This is a genomic window from Extibacter muris, from assembly GCF_004345005.1.
Taxonomy (GTDB): domain Bacteria; phylum Bacillota; class Clostridia; order Lachnospirales; family Lachnospiraceae; genus Extibacter; species Extibacter muris.
On the sequence record NZ_SMMX01000002.1, the window covers coordinates 282,781 to 301,252 of the forward strand.

The following is an 18,472-nucleotide window of genomic DNA, read 5'->3' on the forward strand; positions in this document are numbered from 1 at the left end:
TATGTTACAGAATTTACATGTGAAAAATCTTGCCCTCATAGATGAGATTGAAGTGGACTTCAAAGAAGGGCTGAATATACTTACAGGAGAGACCGGGGCCGGCAAATCTATCATTCTCGGGTCTGTCAGCCTAGCGCTCGGCGGCCGGTACACGAAAGACATCATACGTGCGGGTGCGGATTATGGATTTGTGGAGCTAGCATTTGTCGTGGAGAATGAGCGGCAGGCAGAGAAGCTGAAAGCGCTTGACATATTTCCGGAGGAAGGGATGGTCGTGCTGAGCAGGCGTCTCATGGCAGGGAGAAGCGTGAGCAGAATCAACGGGGAGACGGTGCAGATGGGGCTTCTAAGGGAAGTGTCCTCTATTCTGATTGATATCCATGGGCAGCACGAGCACCAGTCGCTGCTCTACAAGAAGTATCATCTGGAAATCGTAGACGCATTTGCAAGAGACTATATCGGCTCCGTGAAGGACGAGACGGCTCGGGCGTATCATACTTACAAGGCGCGCAGAAAAGAGCTGGAAGAAGCGGATATGGATGAGGCACAGAGGGCCAAGGAGCTCGCCTTCCTTAAGTTCGAGGCGGACGAGATAGAGAAGGCAGAGCTTAAGCCAGGGGAAGACGAGGAGCTGGAGGCTTTGTACCGCCGCATGGCAAACGGCAGGAAGATTGCCGATGGCGTTGCGGAGGCACATACCTTTACAAGCGAAGGAGAATCCAGCGCGAGCGAAGCGCTCAGCAGGGCCATACGTGCACTCTCCGAGGCGTCTGAATATGACGGGCGCGCGCAGGAGCTCTATCACCAGCTTGTGGAAGTGGACAGCCTGCTGAACGATTTCAACAGAGAGCTGTCCGATTACAGCAAATCATGCGAATTTTCCGAAGAAGAGTTCGTAGAGACGGAGAACCGCCTGAATGAAATCAATCATTTAAAACAAAAATATGGGAATACTATAGATGAAATCCTGGCTTACTGCAGGGAACAGCAGGACAAGATCCAGAAGCTCGAGGATTATGAGCAGTATATAGATACATTAAAAAAATCTTGCGACACGGCGGAAAAAGAGCTGAAGAAGCAGGCGGGCAGGCTGAGCCGTCTGAGGAAAGAACAGGCGGCGATTCTGGAGAGGGAGATTAAAGAAGGTCTGATGGAACTGAACTTTGAAGATGTCAGCTTTGCGATACATTTTGAGGAGCTGCCTGACTATACGGTCCAGGGCACGGATGATGTGGAATTCATGATATCGCTCAATCCGGGCCAGCCCGTGAGGCCGCTCATCAATGTGGCCTCGGGCGGCGAGCTGTCGAGAATCATGCTGGCAATCAAGACCGTCATGGCAGACCGGGACGACATAGAGACGCTGATCTTTGATGAGATTGATGTCGGTATCAGCGGGCGTACCGCGCAGAAAGTGTCCGAGAAGATGGCGGTCATAGGCAGGAAACATCAAGTGATCTGCATCACCCATCTCGCACAGATAGCCGCAATGGCGGACTGCCACTTCGTCATCGAAAAGACAGCCACAAAAGAGAGTACGAAGACCGATATCCTGCCGCTGGATGAGGAAGCGTCAATAAACGAGCTGGCAAGAATACTCGGCGGAGCCAGAATAACAGATACCGTGATGGAAAATGCCAAAGAAATGCGGGAACTTGCAAAACAGACAAAAAAATCCAGAGTGAAATCCTGAAAAACTCATATACTAAGACAGACATGAAAGTGTCTGTCTTTTTTCGATATTGTCATAGGGGTCTGACCCCTATGACAATTCTATACAATTTCAGGAGGGTTTGGTATGCGGAGATACTGGTACAAGAAAATACTTATCATTATTGTTACTTTCACGATTGCGGTGGGCGGAAGCTACTATCTTATCGAGGACCAGCACAGCCAGCTGAGGCAGGAGGTGAGCGCGAGCGCTGAGTCCAAGCGGATGGTGATTCCCGGAGGGATGCCCATCGGCATCTATCTGGAGACGGAGGGCGTGATGGTTCTCGGCACGGATTCGGTCACGTCTGTGGACGGAATGGATTATGAGCCGGCGGCCCACCTTGTAAAGTCAGGCGATTATATCGTGGGGCTGGACGACGAAGAGATCAACAGCAAATCAGAACTGATAGCAGCGATGAAGAAGCTGGATGAGGACGAGGTGGTGCTGAAGGTGCGCCGGACGGACAAGTACATCAATATCAAGCTGAAGCCGGTACAGTGCGGCACGAGGGATTATAAGCTCGGCATATGGGTACGAGACAATGCACAGGGGCTCGGCACGATTACCTTCCTGAATACGGACAGCCAGTTTGGAGCACTCGGGCACGGGATCCACGATGTGGATACGAACGAACTTCTGGAAATCAATGACGGGACACTTTACACGACGAGCATCAAAGACATCCAAAAGGGTGAGAATGGCGTTCCGGGAGGTATGGAGGGCATTATCATCTACAATAACTATAACGTGCTCGGAAGCATAGAGAAAAATACGGAATCTGGGATATTTGGCCGTATTGAGCGGATTGATGCGCTTTTTTCAGACCAGACGCCGATTGAAGTCGGTAATAAAGATGATATCGAAGAGGGAGATGCTGTCATACGATGTTCCGTTGACGGCAAAGTAAAAGATTATGATATTCGTATTACAAAAATCGACAAAAACACCAAAGAAGTAAACAAGGGAATTGTCATTGAAGTTACAGATTCTGAGCTCCTTAAATTGACCGGAGGAATCGTACAAGGCATGAGCGGAAGCCCGATAATCCAGAATAACAAATTAATCGGGGCGGTTACCCATGTGTTCGTTCAGGATTCTACGAAAGGGTATGGCATTTTCATAGAGAATATGTTGAATTATGTAGAATAGTCTGTAAACTGTCGATTGGTGTCAAATTTTTACGACAGTAATTTCTTGCTTTGCCATATGGCGAAATATATAATAAATTCTGACGGTTTTTATATGAGGAAGGGAGGCTTTACGCCAAATGGGAGAGATAAACGTAGCGATAGCCGACGACAATGAGAGAATCTTGGATTTGCTTGGCGATATCATAAGCAATGACAAGGAGCTTACACTTGTCGGTAAGGCGAATAATGGGGAGGACATGTATGAGCTTATTAGGCAGAAACAGCCGGATGTTGTCCTGTTGGACCTGATAATGCCGAAAATGGACGGTCTGAGTGTCATGGATCTTGTCAACGAAGATAAGGAGATAAAGAAACACCCGGACTTTATTGTCGTAACAGCGGTAGGACAGGAAAGAATTACAGAAGATGCCTTTAAGAAGGGCGCGAACTACTATATCATGAAACCGTTTAACAACGATATGGTACTGAACAGGATAAAACATGCGAACCATGTGATAAGACATGAGATGAAACAGATGTCTCCGGGAGAAACAACTTTAAGCCGTCAGCCGGAAGTCAATCTGGAAACGAGAGTAACAGACATGATACATGAGATTGGTATACCTGCCCATATCAAAGGATACCATTATCTGAGGGATGCGATCATTATGGCAGTGGAAGATATGGATGTGTTGAATGCCATAACGAAAGTTCTGTATCCTACAGTAGCCAAGATGCACCAGACGACAGCAAGCAGAGTCGAAAGGGCGATACGCCATGCGATCGAGGTTGCATGGAGCAGAGGAAAACTGGATACGCTCGACGACTTGTTCGGGTATACAGTAAGCAACGGAAAGGGAAAACCAACGAATTCAGAATTTATCGCATTGATAGCTGACACGATTCGCTTGGAATATAAAAACAGATAAGACTTTCCTTCTGAAAAAAAATACGGTATAATAATACATATCGTGAGGTTGGGAGGAAAATCTGATGGAAAAAATATTATTTGCGGCTTCTGAGTCAGTACCCTTTATAAAGACGGGGGGACTGGCCGATGTAGTCGGTTCTTTGCCAAAGTACTTTGATAAAGAAAAGTATGACGTACGAGTGATGTTACCGAAATATATGTGCATGAAGGATGAATGGAAAGAAAAACTTACGTATTGTACCCACTTCTATATGGATCTGAACTGGAGGACGCAATACGTAGGGATACTGGAATTAGAATACGATGGAATAACGTTCTATTTTATAGATAATGAATACTACTTTAATGGATTTGCGCCATATGGGGATATGTATTCGGATATTGAAAAGTTTGCATTCTTTTCAAAAGCAGTTCTCAGCGCCCTGCCGCTGATTGATTTCAGACCTGACATTTTGCACTGCCATGACTGGCAGAGCGGTCTCGTACCGGTATACCTGGATAATTTCCGATATGGAAATGAATTCTACAGGGGCATAAAGACAATCATGACCATACATAACCTGAAGTTTCAGGGAACATGGGATACGAAGAGAGTAATGGATATAACCGGGCTGCCGAGATACTACTTTGCACCGGATAAGCTGGAAGCGTATAAAGATGCCAATTATCTCAAAGGGGGCATCGTATACGCTGACCGGATTACAACAGTGAGCAGCTCTTATGCAGAAGAGATCAAGACGCCGTTTTACGGAGAGAAGCTGGACGGGCTCATGAACGCGAGAGCCAACAGCCTGTCCGGCATCGTGAACGGCATTGACTATGAAGACTATAATCCGGCGGACGACCCGCACATTGAGAAGAATTATACGGTAGACAATTTCCGAAAGGAAAAGGTGAAAAATAAGATAGCCCTTCAGAAAGAGCTGGGTCTGGAGGCCGACCACCGCGTGATGATGATCGGAGTCGTGTCAAGGCTGACAGACCAGAAGGGATTCGATCTGATATCTTATGTCATGGATGAACTGTGTCAGGATGCGGTACAGCTCGTGGTGCTTGGCACGGGTGAGGAGCAGTATGAAAACATGTTCCGGCACTATGCCTGGAAGTATTCGGATAAGGTATCTGCGAATATATTCTATTCAGAGCCGATGTCCCATAAGATATATGCTTCCTGCGACGCATTCCTGATGCCGTCACTGTTCGAACCGTGCGGACTGAGCCAGCTCATGAGCCTGCGCTACGGAACGGTTCCGGTTGTAAGAGAGACGGGCGGCCTGAAAGATACGGTCGAGGCGTATAATGAGTATGAAAAGACGGGAACCGGATTCAGCTTCATGAACTACAATGCCCATGAGATGCTCGGTACGATCCGCTATGCAGAACGTATCTATTACGATAAGAAGAGAGACTGGAACAAGATAGTGGAAAGGGGCATGCAGAAGGATTTCTCCTGGAAGAATTCTGCAAAGCAATATGAAGATTTATACGAAAGCATACTCTGTTAACAGCAGTGGAGAAGATTACATCAAGAGGAGAACAGATGAAGATAAAAGAGATACTGAAGGATAAGGAACCACACATTTCGTTTGAGGTGTTTCCTCCAAAAACGGATGCAGGATATGAAAGTGTGCTGTCTGCGACTGAAAAAATAGCAGCATTAAAACCGTCATTTATAAGTGTAACCTATGGTGCAGGCGGCGGTACGAGCAAGAATACGGTCAACATTGCATCCCATATACAAAATGATCTGGGAGTGGTAAGCCTGGCACACCTGACATGCGCATCGTCCACAAAGGATGAAGTACGGCAGGTGATTGGAAAGCTGAAAGAAGAGGGAATTGAAAATGTACTGGGTCTTCGTGGAGATATACCCGATGATGTGCAGTTCCCTGTATCAAACCAGTACAAATATGCATATGAACTGATTCAGGATATAAAGTCTCAGGGCAGCTTCTGCGTTGGGGCGGCCTGCTATCCTGAGGGGCATGTGGAGACGGAACATAAGAAAGACGATATTGAGAATCTGAAGAACAAGGTGGAATGCGGAGTGGACTTTCTCACGACGCAGATGTTCTTCGACAACAATATCCTATATAACTTTCTTTACCGTATCCGGGAAAAGGGGATCACTGTACCAGTGCTTCCGGGCATCATGCCGGTGACGAATTCCAAGCAGATGAAGAGAATATGCTCTTTATCAGGAACAGCGCTGCCGGAGAGGTTCCGTGCCATCGTGGACCGCTTCGGAGAGAATCCGAAGGCGATGCAGCAGGCCGGTATCGCATATGCAACCGACCAGATTATCGATCTGATTGCCAATGGAATCAACAACATACATATTTATTCCATGAACAAGCCGGAAGTCGCGGAGGCAATCATGTATAATCTGTCGGAAATAGTAAAAGTATAAGCGAAGCATAAGGGGAAGACATGGATACAAGGACGAAGGAAGCAGTTCGTTACTTGGGGTATGGCAGACATGCGGTAGATGATTATACACTTGCGCTGATTGGGGAAGCATTTGAAGAGCTGGACCTGCTGGCAGCCAGGAGAATCGTCTACCGCATTTTTGACTTGACGCTGAAAGGGCAGGACTGCATAGAGATAGGAAATTTATGCATCAGGAGCAGAGGCCTCGGCAGAAATTTGAATGGCTGCAGTAAGGCAGCCGTACTCGGGGCGACGCTCGGCATCGAGATAGATATGTATATGAAGAAGCTGAGCATTACAGATATGGCCAAGGCAGTTGTCGTACAGGCGTGTGCCGCAGCCCTGCTGGAAGACTATCTGGACAGCTGCCAGCTTGAGATAGAGGAGGAGGCGGACAGGCAGGGACTGTATCTCCGCCCCCGGTTCAGCCCGGGATACGGGGACTTTCCCATACAGCACCAGGAAGAGATACTACGGATGCTGGACGCTGCCAAGAAGATCGGACTGACGATGACCGGAAGCAGCATGCTGACGCCGACGAAGTCTGTCACGGCAGTCATAGGGATGAGCAGGAGGAAGGAGCCGTGCCACAGAAAAGGCTGTGAGGCGTGCAAGATGACAGATTGTCCCTACAGAAGATAAGGGAAGACCATGACAAAGGAGAAAGTGAAAGTAGATGTTATCACAGAGACTTGGAAAAGAACTATTATATTTTGACGGAGGCATGGGCACCCTGCTCCAGTCAAAGGGGCTTAGGCCGGGAGAACTGCCGGAGACGTGGAACCTGATACACACGGAAGAGATCATCGACATCCACCGGCAGTATTTTGAAGCCGGCAGTGATATCGTGCTGACGAATACATTTGGTGCAAACGCGTTGAAGTTCCACGATACACAGTACAATCTAAAGGATATCGTCTCGGCCGCCGTCAGAAACGTCAAGAAAGCTGCGAAGCTCGGCGTGGCCGACGGGCGCGAGACCTATGCTGCACTTGATATCGGACCTACGGGCAAGCTGCTCAAGCCGATGGGCGATCTGGCATTTGAGGATGCCTATGAAGCCTTTAAAGAGGTCGCCTGCTATGGGGAGGAGGCCGGCGCCGATCTCATCCATATAGAGACGATGAGCGACACGTATGAAGTGAAAGCGGCCGTTCTGGCCGTAAAAGAGAACACGAATCTTCCGGTATTCGCAACGATGATCTTTGACGAGAGAGGCAAGCTTCTGACAGGTGGAGATGTGCTGTCTGTCGTGGCCCTGCTGGAGGGGCTTAGGGTGGACGCCCTCGGTATCAACTGCGGGATGGGGCCAAAGCAGATGATGCCTGTACTGGATGAGATTATGAGATACGCCTCCATACCTGTTATCGTGAAGCCGAACGCGGGGCTTCCGAAACAGAAGGAGGGAGCGGTGTTTTATGACGTGGATCCGGAGCATTTTGCTGAGTCGATGCACCAGGTCGTGCAAGTAGGTGCCTGCGTCATCGGGGGATGCTGTGGAACGACTCCTGCGCACATCAAGGCTATGGCAGGCAGATGTAAAGGTATGCGCCCAAAGGCGCCGGTAAAAAAAGGTGATACCATCGTGTCTTCCTATGGGCGGGGTGTCGCTATTGGTGACCGGCCGGTTATCATAGGCGAGCGGATCAATCCGACGGGGAAGAGCAAGTTCAAGCAGGCGCTGAAGAATCATGATCTGGATTACATTCTGCGGGAAGGAATCACGCAGCAGGATAAAGGGGCACATATACTGGATGTCAACGTGGGGCTTCCGGATATAGATGAAGTATCCATGATGAAAGAGGTGGTGTGTGAGCTGCAGAGCGTCACAAGCCTTCCGCTCCAGATTGACACGGTTGACATAGCAGCCATGGAGGCGGCTATGCGCATCTACAACGGCAAGCCGATGGTGAACTCTGTAAATGGGAAGCAGGAATCCATGGACGCCGTATTTCCGCTCATAAAGAAGTACGGCGGCGTAGTTATCGGACTGACGATTGATGAGGACGGCATACCGGACACGGCGGATGGAAGGCTTAAGGTTGCCGGCAGGATAATAGATGAAGCGGAAAAGTACGGCATCGACCGGAAAGATATTGTCATCGATGTGCTTGCCATGACAATCAGTTCAGAGCCGGAAGGTGCAAAGATTACGCTGGACGCGCTTCGGAAGGTGACCGAATACTATGGCGTCCGTACGGTGCTCGGTGTCTCGAACATATCTTTCGGCCTGCCTTACCGCCCTGCAATCAATGCCAATTTCTATACGATGGCGATGCAGTGCGGACTCAGCGCGGGTATTATCAATCCGTCTTCAGAAGATATGATGAGGTCTTATTACTCTTTCTGCGCACTCATGAACCATGACAAGAACTGTGAGCAGTATATTATGCAGTATGGCAATCAGAAAGCGCCTTCCCCATCCGTGCAGCCTTCAGGAGAGATGGCGCTCAAAGACGCCATTGAGAAAGGGCTGAAGGAGGAGGCGTACCAGGCGGCTGCCCGGCTTGTGATAGAAAAGGCGCCGCTTGACATCATCAATGAACACCTCATACCGGCTCTCGACGCGGTGGGGAAAGGGTTTGAGAAGGGAACCATCTTCCTTCCGCAGCTGCTTATGAGTGCAGATGCGGCGAAGCTCGCATTCGCGGTGCTTAAAGATGAGCTGGCCAAAAGCGGTGAAGCGGCGCAGAAAAAGGAGAAGGTGATTCTGGCTACCGTCAAGGGAGATATCCACGACATCGGCAAAAACATTGTGAAAGTGCTGCTAGAGAACTACAGCTTTGACGTGATCGATCTTGGCAAAGATGTGGCGCCGGAGGTGATAGTCCAACGGGCAGTTGCAGAAGACGTGCATCTCGTGGGCTTAAGCGCGCTTATGACGACGACGGTCGTCAGCATGGAGGAGACGATCCGGCAGCTCAGACAGGAAAAGCCGGACTGCAAGGTCATGGTGGGCGGTGCTGTATTAAACGAGGAATATGCGGATATGATTGGAGCGGACTACTATGGAAAAGACGCGATGCAGTCTGTATATTATGCGCAGGACGTCCTGAACGCAGCGAAGTGACGTATGTTTTTGATTAAATACATGTCTGCATATTGACAGTATTTTAACGATTCAGTATAGTGTTGGCAGGAACAAATTAGTGGAAGATAATCAGGAGGAAACTGCCATATGATGAGAGGGCTGGATACGACGGTCAGGAAGCTTAGAAGAAAAGTATTCGAGGAGGTTGCAAGGCTGGGATTTAAGGCCGATGCCGGGACGCTGAACGATGATATGGAGGCGATTCCATATAAGATGGTGAACGAAGATACGGCAAAGTACAGGGAGAGCGTGTACAGGGCCCGGGCAGTAGTCAGGGAAAGGCTGAGGCTGGCCATGGGCCTTTCCCTGCGTCCGGAAAATAAGCCGGTCCATCTGACCGCAGGCGTGGAATCGAGCAATATTTCCGACAAGTACTATGAGCCGCCGCTCATGCAGGTGATACCTTCCGCGTGCGAGGCGTGTGAGGAGCGGGGGTATGAGGTCAGCAATATGTGCAAAGGCTGTCTGGCCCACCCGTGCATGGAAGTCTGTCCGAAGGATGCAATCGCCATGATAAAGGGCCGTTCCTACATAGACCAGGACAAATGCATCAAATGCGGAAAATGCAAGTCCGTCTGTCCGTATGATGCCATCTCGAAGAAGGAGCGCCCTTGCCAGAAGGCCTGTGGAGTGGGGGCGATAGAGTCGGATAAGATGGGACGTGCCTACATCAACAATGATAAGTGCGTATCGTGCGGCATGTGCATGGTGAGCTGTCCGTTCGGGGCAATCTCCGACAAGTCGCAGATATTCCAGCTTGCCCGGGCTCTGACGGAAGGCGATGAGATTGTGGCGGAGATTGCCCCTGCATTTGCCGGGCAGTTCGGCGACAATATCACGCCGAGGAACCTTAAGGCCGCACTCCAGGAACTGGGATTTTCGGAGGTATACGAGGTAGCGCTCGGTGCGGATATCGGCGCGGTGGCAGAGGCGCACCATTATGTCAACAAAGTGACGACAGGCGAACTTCCATTCCTTCTCACTTCCTGCTGTCCGTCCTGGGCCATGCTTGCGAAGAAGTATTTTCCGGACCTGATAGACCAGGTGTCCCAGGAACTGACACCGATGGTCGCGACCGCCCGGACGATAAAGCAGGAACATCCGGAAGCGAGGGTGGTATTTATCGGCCCGTGCGCGGCCAAGAAGCTGGAGGCGATGCGCAGGACCGTCCGCAGTGATGTGGATTTCGTGGTGACTTTTGAAGAGCTTCAGGCGATGTTTGACGCCAAGGATATCGATCTGACTAAATATGAAGCAGAATCTTCCTTCCACAATGCGACAGGAGCGGGGCGCGGTTACGCGGTGGCCGGCGGAGTGGCAGAAGCGATTGAAAAATGCGTGAAAGAATACTATCCGGGCATAGACGTAAGCATCGAACACGCGGAAGGACTGGCAGAGTGCAAGAAGACGCTGGCGCTCGCCAAAGCCGGCAAGATGAACGGCTGCCTCATCGAGGGGATGGGCTGTCCGGGCGGCTGCGTGGCAGGGGCCGGGACGAATATCCAGGTCGCCAAGGCACAGAAAAAGATAAAAGAATTCGTGGCAGCATCGTCAAAACAGCTGCCGCCGAAAGAATTAGAAGAGATAGAGCTGAAATAAGGGACAGGGCAAAATGAGTTTGGGACGGGGGAAATTTGATTTTCCCCCGTCCCAAACTCATTTTGCCCTGTCCCCGCCCGTTGACAAACAGCCGGGTTCTCTTTATAATTAAGACTTAAGTATCAAATTGTCCCGGATGCCTGTGGCTGCCGGGTATTTTGGATATAGAAGCAGGAGGGCATATATGCAGAAATACGGAGTAAATGAATTGAGGAAAATGTTCCTGGAATATTTTGAAAGCAAGGGACATCTGATAATGAAGAGTTTTTCTCTCGTACCACACAATGACAAGAGCTTATTGTTGATCAACTCAGGTATGGCACCTCTGAAGCCATATTTTACAGGCCAGGAGATTCCGCCGAGAAAGCGGGTTACCACATGTCAGAAGTGTATCCGTACGGGCGATATTGAGAACGTAGGCAAGACCGCCAGACACGGAACGTTTTTTGAGATGCTTGGGAACTTCTCGTTCGGTGATTATTTCAAAAAGGAATCTATCCGGTGGACGTGGGAGTTCCTGACAGAAGTGGTAGGGCTTGAACCGGACAGGCTGTATCCGTCTGTCTATCTGGACGATGATGAGGCATGGGAGATTTGGAATAAGGAGATAGGCATCGCGCCTGAAAGGATTTTCCGTTTTGGAAAGGAGGATAACTTCTGGGAACATGGCTCCGGGCCGTGTGGACCGTGTTCGGAGGTATATTATGACCGGGGACAGGAATATGGCTGCGGAAGTCCGGAGTGTACGGTGGGATGTGAATGTGACCGCTATATGGAGATCTGGAACAATGTATTTACCCAGTTCGACAATGACGGCAACAATAATTATACAGAGCTGGAGCAGAAGAATATAGATACCGGCATGGGGCTGGAACGCCTGGCCTGTGTCGTGCAGGGCGTAGACTCCATGTTCGATATCGATACGATCAAGGCGCTGAGAGACCATGTCTGCCGAATCACGAAGACGGAATACGGGCAGGACGATGAGACCGATGTGTCCCTGCGTGTTATCACGGACCATATCCGTTCGGTGACCTTTATGATATCAGACGGAATCATGCCGTCCAATGAAGGCAGAGGATATGTGCTGCGCCGTCTGCTGCGCCGTGCATGCCGTCACGGGCGTCTGCTGGGCGTGGAAGGTGAATTCCTCGTGGATCTGGCGCAGACGGTTATCGATGGTTCCAAAGACGGATATCCGGAACTGGAAGAGAAGAAGGACTTTATCTTCAAGGTGATTGCCAAAGAAGAGGAACAGTTCAACAAGACAATCGACCAGGGGCTGACTATCCTTGCCGAGATGGAGGCCGAGATGGATGAAAAGGGAGAGAAGACACTGTCCGGCGGCCATGCATTCAAGCTGTATGACACGTACGGATTTCCGCTGGATCTTACAAAGGAGATTCTGGAGGAAAAAGGGCTGTCTGTCGACGAAGACGGCTTCAAGGCATCTATGGAGGTACAGCGAAGGACAGCGAGAGAGGCAAGAGAAGTCACGAACTATATGGGCGCGGATGCGACGGTGTATGAGTCCATCGATCCAAGTGTCAATTCAGAATTTGTCGGCTATGACAACCTGTCGTATGCGTCCGGCGTGACCGTTCTCACGACGGAGACGGATGTTGTGGATGCATTGTCTGACGGTGAGAAGGGAACCGTATTTACAGAGAAGACACCTTTCTATGCCACAAGCGGCGGACAGGAGGCCGATAAAGGTTATATACGGACTGCAGACGGAGAATTCCGGGTTGAGGATGTCGTAAAGCTTCTCGGCGGGAAAATAGGACATGTCGGCTATGTGGCAAAAGGAATGATTAAAACGGGCGATAGGGTTACGCTTGAGGTCGATAAGGAAGTCAGGGCATTATCTGCAAGAAACCACAGCGCCACACATCTGCTCCATAAAGCGCTTCGTACTGTACTTGGAACGCATGTAGAGCAGGCAGGCTCTTCTGTAAATGCAGAGCGGCTCCGATTTGACTTTACCCATTTCTCTGCATTATCAAAAGAAGAATTGAAGCAGGTAGAAGATATCGTCAACAGCCAGATAATGGCCGCGCTGTCAGTCAAGGTGGAGAACCTGCCGATTGAAGAGGCTCGCAAGACAGGCGCAGCGGCACTCTTTGGGGAGAAATACGGTGACATCGTCCGTGTCGTAAGCATGGGAGACTTTTCCGTAGAATTCTGTGGCGGAACACATGTGGAGAATACCGGCGTCATCACTGCATTCAAAATCATTTCCGAGGCTGGGGTTGCAGCGGGCGTACGGAGGATTGAGGCATTGACATCCAAGGGTCTGCTGAACTACTATGATGAGCTGGAGAGAAGACTTGTGGAGGCGGCAAAGCTTGTCAAGGCCGCACCGGATAAGCTGGCGGAAAAGATTACGCATCTCCAGGCGGAAAATAAAGCGCTGCACAGCGAAGTGGATAGCCTTAAGAGCAGATTAGCCCAGGATGCCATGGGAGACGTGATGAATCAGGTTGCAGATGTGAACGGAGTGAAGCTCCTTGCCACAAAGGTAGAAGGGGTGGATATAAACGGGCTCCGCGACCTGGGAGACCAGCTGAAAGATAAGCTTGGAGACGGGGTGATAGTGATAGCATCCGCCAGTGATGGAAAGGTAAATCTGATGGCTACAGCGACAAAAGGAGCCATAGACAAGGGGGCTCATGCAGGTAATCTTATCAAGGCTATCGCGGGACTTGTAGGCGGTGGCGGTGGCGGACGCCCGAACATGGCGCAGGCCGGCGGCAAGAATCCGGGCGGTATCGATGATGCGATTGCCAAAGCACGTGAAGTGCTCGAAGGGCAGTTATCCTAAAGAGAGACATCTTTGTCAGAAGATTAACGTCATAAAAATAACTATGGTTGACAAATCGACATGGTGCACATATACTGAAAAAAGAATAAAGCCAAGTGAAACGGCGAGGAAGATTTCTGTCTGATTTGCAGCAGAAAACCGATGAAGCAATTGGAGAGGCGCCTAATCTCTTCAAGAAACTTTCAGGTTCAGGTACCCGCCGCGGATGGAACTCTGGAAAGAGCCTTTAAAGGCCACCGTAGAAGTAAAGCTTTCAGGTAAAAATACAGAGGGTATAGGATACGCTACAAGTATGCCTATACCCTCTTTTGTATTGTCTGAATAGTGTGGAAATCTTCATAGGGGTCAGACCCCTGTGGACAAAGGGGTCTGACCCCTATGAAAATTTAAGGAGAATGATTATGGAGCAGAAAAAGGAATTGAAGAGGAACTTGGGTGTGGCGACTGCCATGGCTTTGGTTGTTGGCTGTGTTATCGGGTCTGGCGTGTTCTTTAAACCGCAGGCAATTTATACTGCTACAGGAGGAGCACCTGGGCTTGGCATGATTGCCTGGGTCATTACGGGGCTTGCGAGCATTGCGGCTGCCCTTACTTTTGCGGAAGTGGCTATCATGATTCCGAAGACGGGAGGAATGGTCGCGTATCTGGAAGAGATTTATAATCCGGTTGTCGGGTTTCTGGCAGGATGGGTGCAGACGATACTGTTCTATCCGGCCATGATATCCGCGCTTGCAGTCGTATGTGCCCAGCAGGCAGGGCTTTTTATCGGAGACGGCTTTACCGTTCCGCTTGCGATAGGCATCATCATACTGATTATCTTATTGAACAATCTTGGATCCAAAGTCGGCGGGAGCATTCAGGTCATTTTTACGGTATGTAAATTGATTCCGCTCGTTCTGCTGATGGTCTTTGGATTTGTAAAGGGTAGCGGCGCCAACCCGATTTTCAGCCCTATGGTAGGAGACGGGCTGAGTCCGGCGGTGGTCCTTGGACAGCTGATGGTTGCCATATTATTTGCCTTTGAGGGATGGACCGGGGTCGGTGCGATTGCAGGAGAGATGAAGAATCCAAGCAGAGACCTTCCGATTGCCATCGTCGGAGGCGTATCCGTCATCATGGGCGTATACTTTATCATCAATATCGCCTATCTGTGGGTGATTCCGGCAAGCGAACTGGCTACGCTTACGGCGCCTGCATCAGCGGTAGCGCTTAAGGTATTCGGCGACATCGGAGGTAAGATCATATCGGTCGGCATCATGATATCCGTGTTCGGCGCATGCAACGGTTTTGTCCTGTCTGGATCCAGGGTGGCGTATTCCCTGGCGGCGGAAGGCAATTTCCCATTCGGCAGAAACCTTGCAAAGCTGAACAACGCGCAGGTTCCTACGAATTCCATCATCCTTGTCGGGGGAATCGGATGTATCTATGCTATCAGCGGGCAGTTCAACCTGCTCACGGATCTTGCGGTATTCTCAAGTTGGACGTTCTATACCTTGACTTTCATCGGCGTAATGAAGCTCAGGAAGGACCGTCCGGATGCGGTGAGGACCTACAAGGTCCCGTTATATCCGATTGTGCCGATTATCGCGGTTGTCAGCGGAGTGTACGTCATCATCAACCAGCTGTTCATGTCGGGCCTGCAGTCTACGGTACTGTCAGTGGGCAGTATCATCATCATGCTGGTGGGACTTCCGGTATATACGGTAGTCAAGAAAAAGAAAGATAAGAAAAAACTACAGTAAATACCGAAAAAATATTGACGTAGTAGAAATATGTGATATAATCTTATGTAGTGCAATAAATATACCCGAACAGTCGTATGGTGCACAATATAGGACTGGAGGGAGGTTAGGTGTGAGTCTATGTCAAATGTAATCGTTAAAGAAAACGAGACGTTAGATAGCGCTTTACGCAGATTCAAAAGAAACTGCGCCAAAGCTGGCATTCAGCAGGAAATTCGTAAAAGAGAACATTACGAAAAGCCAAGCGTAAGACGTAAGAAAAAGTCTGAAGCTGCTAGAAAACGTAAGTATAACTAATATGTGCAGATAAATAGAGTGTTGGGGTACAACACTCTATTTTTACGTTGATGGAACATGTCGGCAGAAATACTCAGGAAGAACAGAGAGGTGGTAAAGATGTGGTGGAACAAAGTGATATTTGGCTGGAGTGCGTATCATGTCGTGCTGTGGTTCCTCGTGTACAGTATACTCGGATGGTTTGTAGAATCGGTCTATATGTCATTGTGCAACCGTAAGATTACAAACCGCGGATTCGCTAGATGCCCGATCTGCCCTATCTATGGCGTCGGCGCGCTGACCGTTTTTTTCATGCTGCAGCCATATAGCGAGCATCCGGTGAAGCTGTTTTTCATGGGAATGCTGCTTGCCACATCCATTGAATTTATAACAGCAGGTATCATGAACAAGATATTCGGCGAGATATGGTGGGATTATCGGAGGAAACCGTTTAATTATAAAGGAATCATATGTCTGGAAAGCTCTATCGCCTGGGGATTCTACACGCTTGCATTATTTGCGTTTCTCCAGAATATGATAGTCGGGATTGTAGATTTAATCCCTGTTATGATAGGAAAAATAGGCGGAACTATTGTTATTGTCGTCTATGCGGCAGATTTCTTCATCACCTTATACCGGGAGAAGAAAGAAGATATACCGGACCGTGTGTGGCAGGTAAAAGACAGGCTGCTGGACAAGCTATCTAAAGAATGATATGTACAATTTCCCGGCCCGCGCAAAAGTTTTAGAAACAGTTGTTGACGAGGAACCCGGGAAGGTTTATACTGTAAATGTCACAGACGAGGACGTCGTATTTTATATACGGCGTCCTTTTTTCATTGCATAATCTGTGAATAAGGGAGACTGTTAAAAGCCAGGTAGTAGAGAAAGTGAGGAGATTAGTATGAGACTGAAGGATACGGGACTTACGGCCAGAGAACTGAAGGCTCTGGCAGACAAGTACATGGTGGAGACTTATCCAAGATACGACTTTGTCGCAGAGCGGGCGGAAGGCATGTACCTTTATGATGAGAAAGGAGATGCCTACCTTGACTTTTACGGAGGAGTAGCGGTCAACAGCGCCGGCAACAGAAACGAGAAGGTTATACAGGCAATCAAGGAGCAGGCAGACGATATCATACATACGTTTAACTATCCATATACAGTGCCTCAGGCGCTGCTCGCCAGGAAGATATGCGATACGATAGGAATGGATAAGATATTTTACCAGAATTCAGGTACAGAGGCGAATGAGTGTATGATCAAGATGGCAAGAAAATACGGTACGGACAAATATGGTAAGAACCGTTATCATATCATCACCGCAAAAAATGGATTCCATGGAAGGACGTATGGAGCCATGTCCGCGACCGGACAGCCGGACAGTGCCATACAGCAGGGATTCATGCCCGTGGTACCTGGTTTTGCCTATGCAGAATTCAACAATCTGGACGACTTTGCTTCTAAGGTGACCCCAGACACGATAGCTGTCATGATAGAGCCCGTACAGGGGGAAGGAGGCGTGCATCCTGCGACGCAGGAATTCATGGAAGGGCTCAGGAAGCTCTGCGATGACAATGATATGCTCCTGCTGTTCGATGAGGTGCAGACTGGATGGGGACGGACAGGGACAGTGATGGCATATATGGGGTATGGTGTAAGACCGGATGCGGTGTCCATGGCAAAGGCCATGGGAGGCGGCATGCCTATCGGAGCATGCTGCGCACGGAAGGAAGTAGCGGAGGCGCTCGGTGCAGGAAGCCATGGATCCACTTATGGGGGGAATGCGCTTGCATGTGCAGCCGCTCTGGCATCCATATCGGAGATTCTGGATAACGATCTGAGCGCAAATGCGGCAAAGGTAGGAAAATACCTGCAGAGAAGGCTTGCAGCCCTGCCGCACGTAAGAGAAGTGAGGGGACGGGGGCTGCTGGCAGGGTGTGAATACGATATTCCCATTGCTACGGAAGTGAAATGGGCAGCCCTGAAAAGACGGGCATTGATTACAGCTATCGGTGACAGCGTCAACAGGATGGTCCCGCCGCTGACAGCTACAAAGAGGGACGTGGATAAACTCGCAGGCATTATGAGGGAGGCCATTGAGGAGGCGGCAGGAGGGCAGACAGCCAAAGCAGGTTAAGCAGCTAGATGCCACGCCCCCTGTCCTCTGCATTTTCAATATCAGGAAGCAGTTCAAAATAGAAATCCTGATATTCTTTTGCCAGTGCCTGATTGATAAGATTCTGTACAATCTTAAAGCGGGAGATGGATATCTCGTCCCGGTCAAACGTAATGTATACGCTGATCCATAGTTTTCTTCCCGTCCGTACGATATCATAGTACAGCCTGTCGTACCCGTACGCATCCAGAACCGGTGTGATAATCTCTTTGATGCGGCAGACTGTCTCTTCCTCCGGTGGAAGCAGGAACAGGTCTCTGAGCCCTGTTATGACAGTACGGACAGGCACAGGCAGCATTATCTGTATATTGTTTACAATCAGGCCTACGGTTACCGAGGCCATGATAGTGCCCTTTACGGCCATGAACAGAGACTCTATCTGCATATAGCCGAACGGCCTCTATTCGCTTGACGGCTTATAAAGCAGCGGTACGAGGAACAGAGAGAAGAATATCATAAGCAGTTCGACGCCGTCATAAAGCGCGTCAAGAAGAACCGCCTGTGAACTTGTGTACACAGCCATGATAAACTACAGTATGACAAAGACGGTTCCGCC

15 protein-coding genes and 1 riboswitch are annotated in these 18,472 nt (G+C 49.5%); of the genes, 13 read left to right on the forward strand and 2 right to left on the reverse strand.

What is annotated here, in order from left to right:
- Position 1: 1 nt before the first annotated feature.
- The 13 genes from recN to E1963_RS03255 all read left to right on the forward strand — a co-directional run bounded on the left by recN (position 2) and on the right by E1963_RS03255 (position 17,877).
- Positions 2–1,693, forward strand: coding sequence for a DNA repair protein RecN (gene recN / locus E1963_RS03195; protein WP_132275175.1), 1,692 nt, complete (start codon positions 2–4; stop codon positions 1,691–1,693).
- 105 nt (positions 1,694–1,798) lie between these two features.
- Complete coding sequence (gene spoIVB, locus E1963_RS03200) at positions 1,799–2,863, forward strand: SpoIVB peptidase (RefSeq protein WP_132275176.1); 1,065 nt, start codon at positions 1,799–1,801, stop codon at positions 2,861–2,863.
- Positions 2,864–2,981: 118 nt separating this feature from the next.
- The gene (spo0A, locus tag E1963_RS03205; protein ID WP_049728127.1) at positions 2,982–3,773 is read left to right on the forward strand and encodes a sporulation transcription factor Spo0A; all 792 of its coding nucleotides are present in this window, start codon (positions 2,982–2,984) and stop codon (positions 3,771–3,773) included.
- 64 nt (positions 3,774–3,837) lie between these two features.
- On the forward strand, positions 3,838–5,280 hold the full coding sequence (gene glgA, locus E1963_RS03210) for a glycogen synthase GlgA (RefSeq protein WP_132275178.1): 1,443 nt from the start codon (positions 3,838–3,840) through the stop codon (positions 5,278–5,280).
- 35 nt (positions 5,281–5,315) lie between these two features.
- A complete protein-coding gene (gene metF / locus E1963_RS03215) occupies positions 5,316–6,185 on the forward strand; it encodes a methylenetetrahydrofolate reductase [NAD(P)H] (RefSeq protein WP_066575743.1) in 870 nt (289 codons plus the stop codon).
- Positions 6,186–6,205: 20 nt separating this feature from the next.
- Positions 6,206–6,847: a vitamin B12 dependent-methionine synthase activation domain-containing protein gene (locus E1963_RS03220; RefSeq protein WP_132275180.1), complete on the forward strand. Its 642-nt coding sequence runs from the start codon at positions 6,206–6,208 to the stop codon at positions 6,845–6,847.
- Between the two features lie 34 nt (positions 6,848–6,881).
- Positions 6,882–9,275 (forward strand): homocysteine S-methyltransferase family protein, encoded by a 2,394-nt coding sequence (locus tag E1963_RS03225; RefSeq protein WP_132275182.1) that lies wholly within the window; start codon positions 6,882–6,884, stop codon positions 9,273–9,275.
- Between the two features lie 108 nt (positions 9,276–9,383).
- Positions 9,384–10,895, forward strand: coding sequence for a 4Fe-4S dicluster domain-containing protein (locus tag E1963_RS03230; protein WP_132275183.1), 1,512 nt, complete (start codon positions 9,384–9,386; stop codon positions 10,893–10,895).
- A gap of 184 nt (positions 10,896–11,079) precedes the next feature.
- The gene (gene alaS, locus E1963_RS03235) at positions 11,080–13,719 is read left to right on the forward strand and encodes an alanine--tRNA ligase (RefSeq protein ID WP_132275185.1); all 2,640 of its coding nucleotides are present in this window, start codon (positions 11,080–11,082) and stop codon (positions 13,717–13,719) included.
- A gap of 203 nt (positions 13,720–13,922) precedes the next feature.
- Positions 13,923–13,998: riboswitch (glycine riboswitch) on the forward strand.
- A gap of 122 nt (positions 13,999–14,120) precedes the next feature.
- The gene (locus E1963_RS03240; RefSeq protein ID WP_132275186.1) at positions 14,121–15,461 is read left to right on the forward strand and encodes an APC family permease; all 1,341 of its coding nucleotides are present in this window, start codon (positions 14,121–14,123) and stop codon (positions 15,459–15,461) included.
- Between the two features lie 120 nt (positions 15,462–15,581).
- Positions 15,582–15,758, forward strand: a complete 177-nt coding sequence (gene rpsU / locus E1963_RS03245) for a 30S ribosomal protein S21 (RefSeq protein WP_004054229.1) — start codon at positions 15,582–15,584, stop codon at positions 15,756–15,758.
- A 99-nt stretch (positions 15,759–15,857) separates the two neighbouring features.
- Positions 15,858–16,451 (forward strand): putative ABC transporter permease, encoded by a 594-nt coding sequence (locus tag E1963_RS03250; RefSeq protein WP_132275189.1) that lies wholly within the window; start codon positions 15,858–15,860, stop codon positions 16,449–16,451.
- A 190-nt stretch (positions 16,452–16,641) separates the two neighbouring features.
- Positions 16,642–17,877 carry an aspartate aminotransferase family protein gene (locus E1963_RS03255; RefSeq protein ID WP_132275192.1) on the forward strand — a complete coding sequence of 412 codons (1,236 nt, stop codon included), beginning with the start codon at positions 16,642–16,644 and terminating at the stop codon, positions 17,875–17,877.
- A gap of 4 nt (positions 17,878–17,881) precedes the next feature.
- Here E1963_RS03255 and E1963_RS03260 read toward each other — a convergent pair whose 3' ends face one another.
- Both E1963_RS03260 and E1963_RS21705 read right to left on the reverse strand, forming a co-directional pair.
- Entirely contained in the window at positions 17,882–18,301 is a 420-nt protein-coding gene (locus E1963_RS03260) for a hypothetical protein (RefSeq protein ID WP_315974373.1), read from the reverse strand.
- A 15-nt stretch (positions 18,302–18,316) separates the two neighbouring features.
- Positions 18,317–18,439 carry a hypothetical protein gene (locus tag E1963_RS21705; protein WP_315974374.1) on the reverse strand — a complete coding sequence of 41 codons (123 nt, stop codon included), beginning with the start codon at positions 18,437–18,439 and terminating at the stop codon, positions 18,317–18,319.
- Positions 18,440–18,472 lie beyond the last annotated feature (33 nt).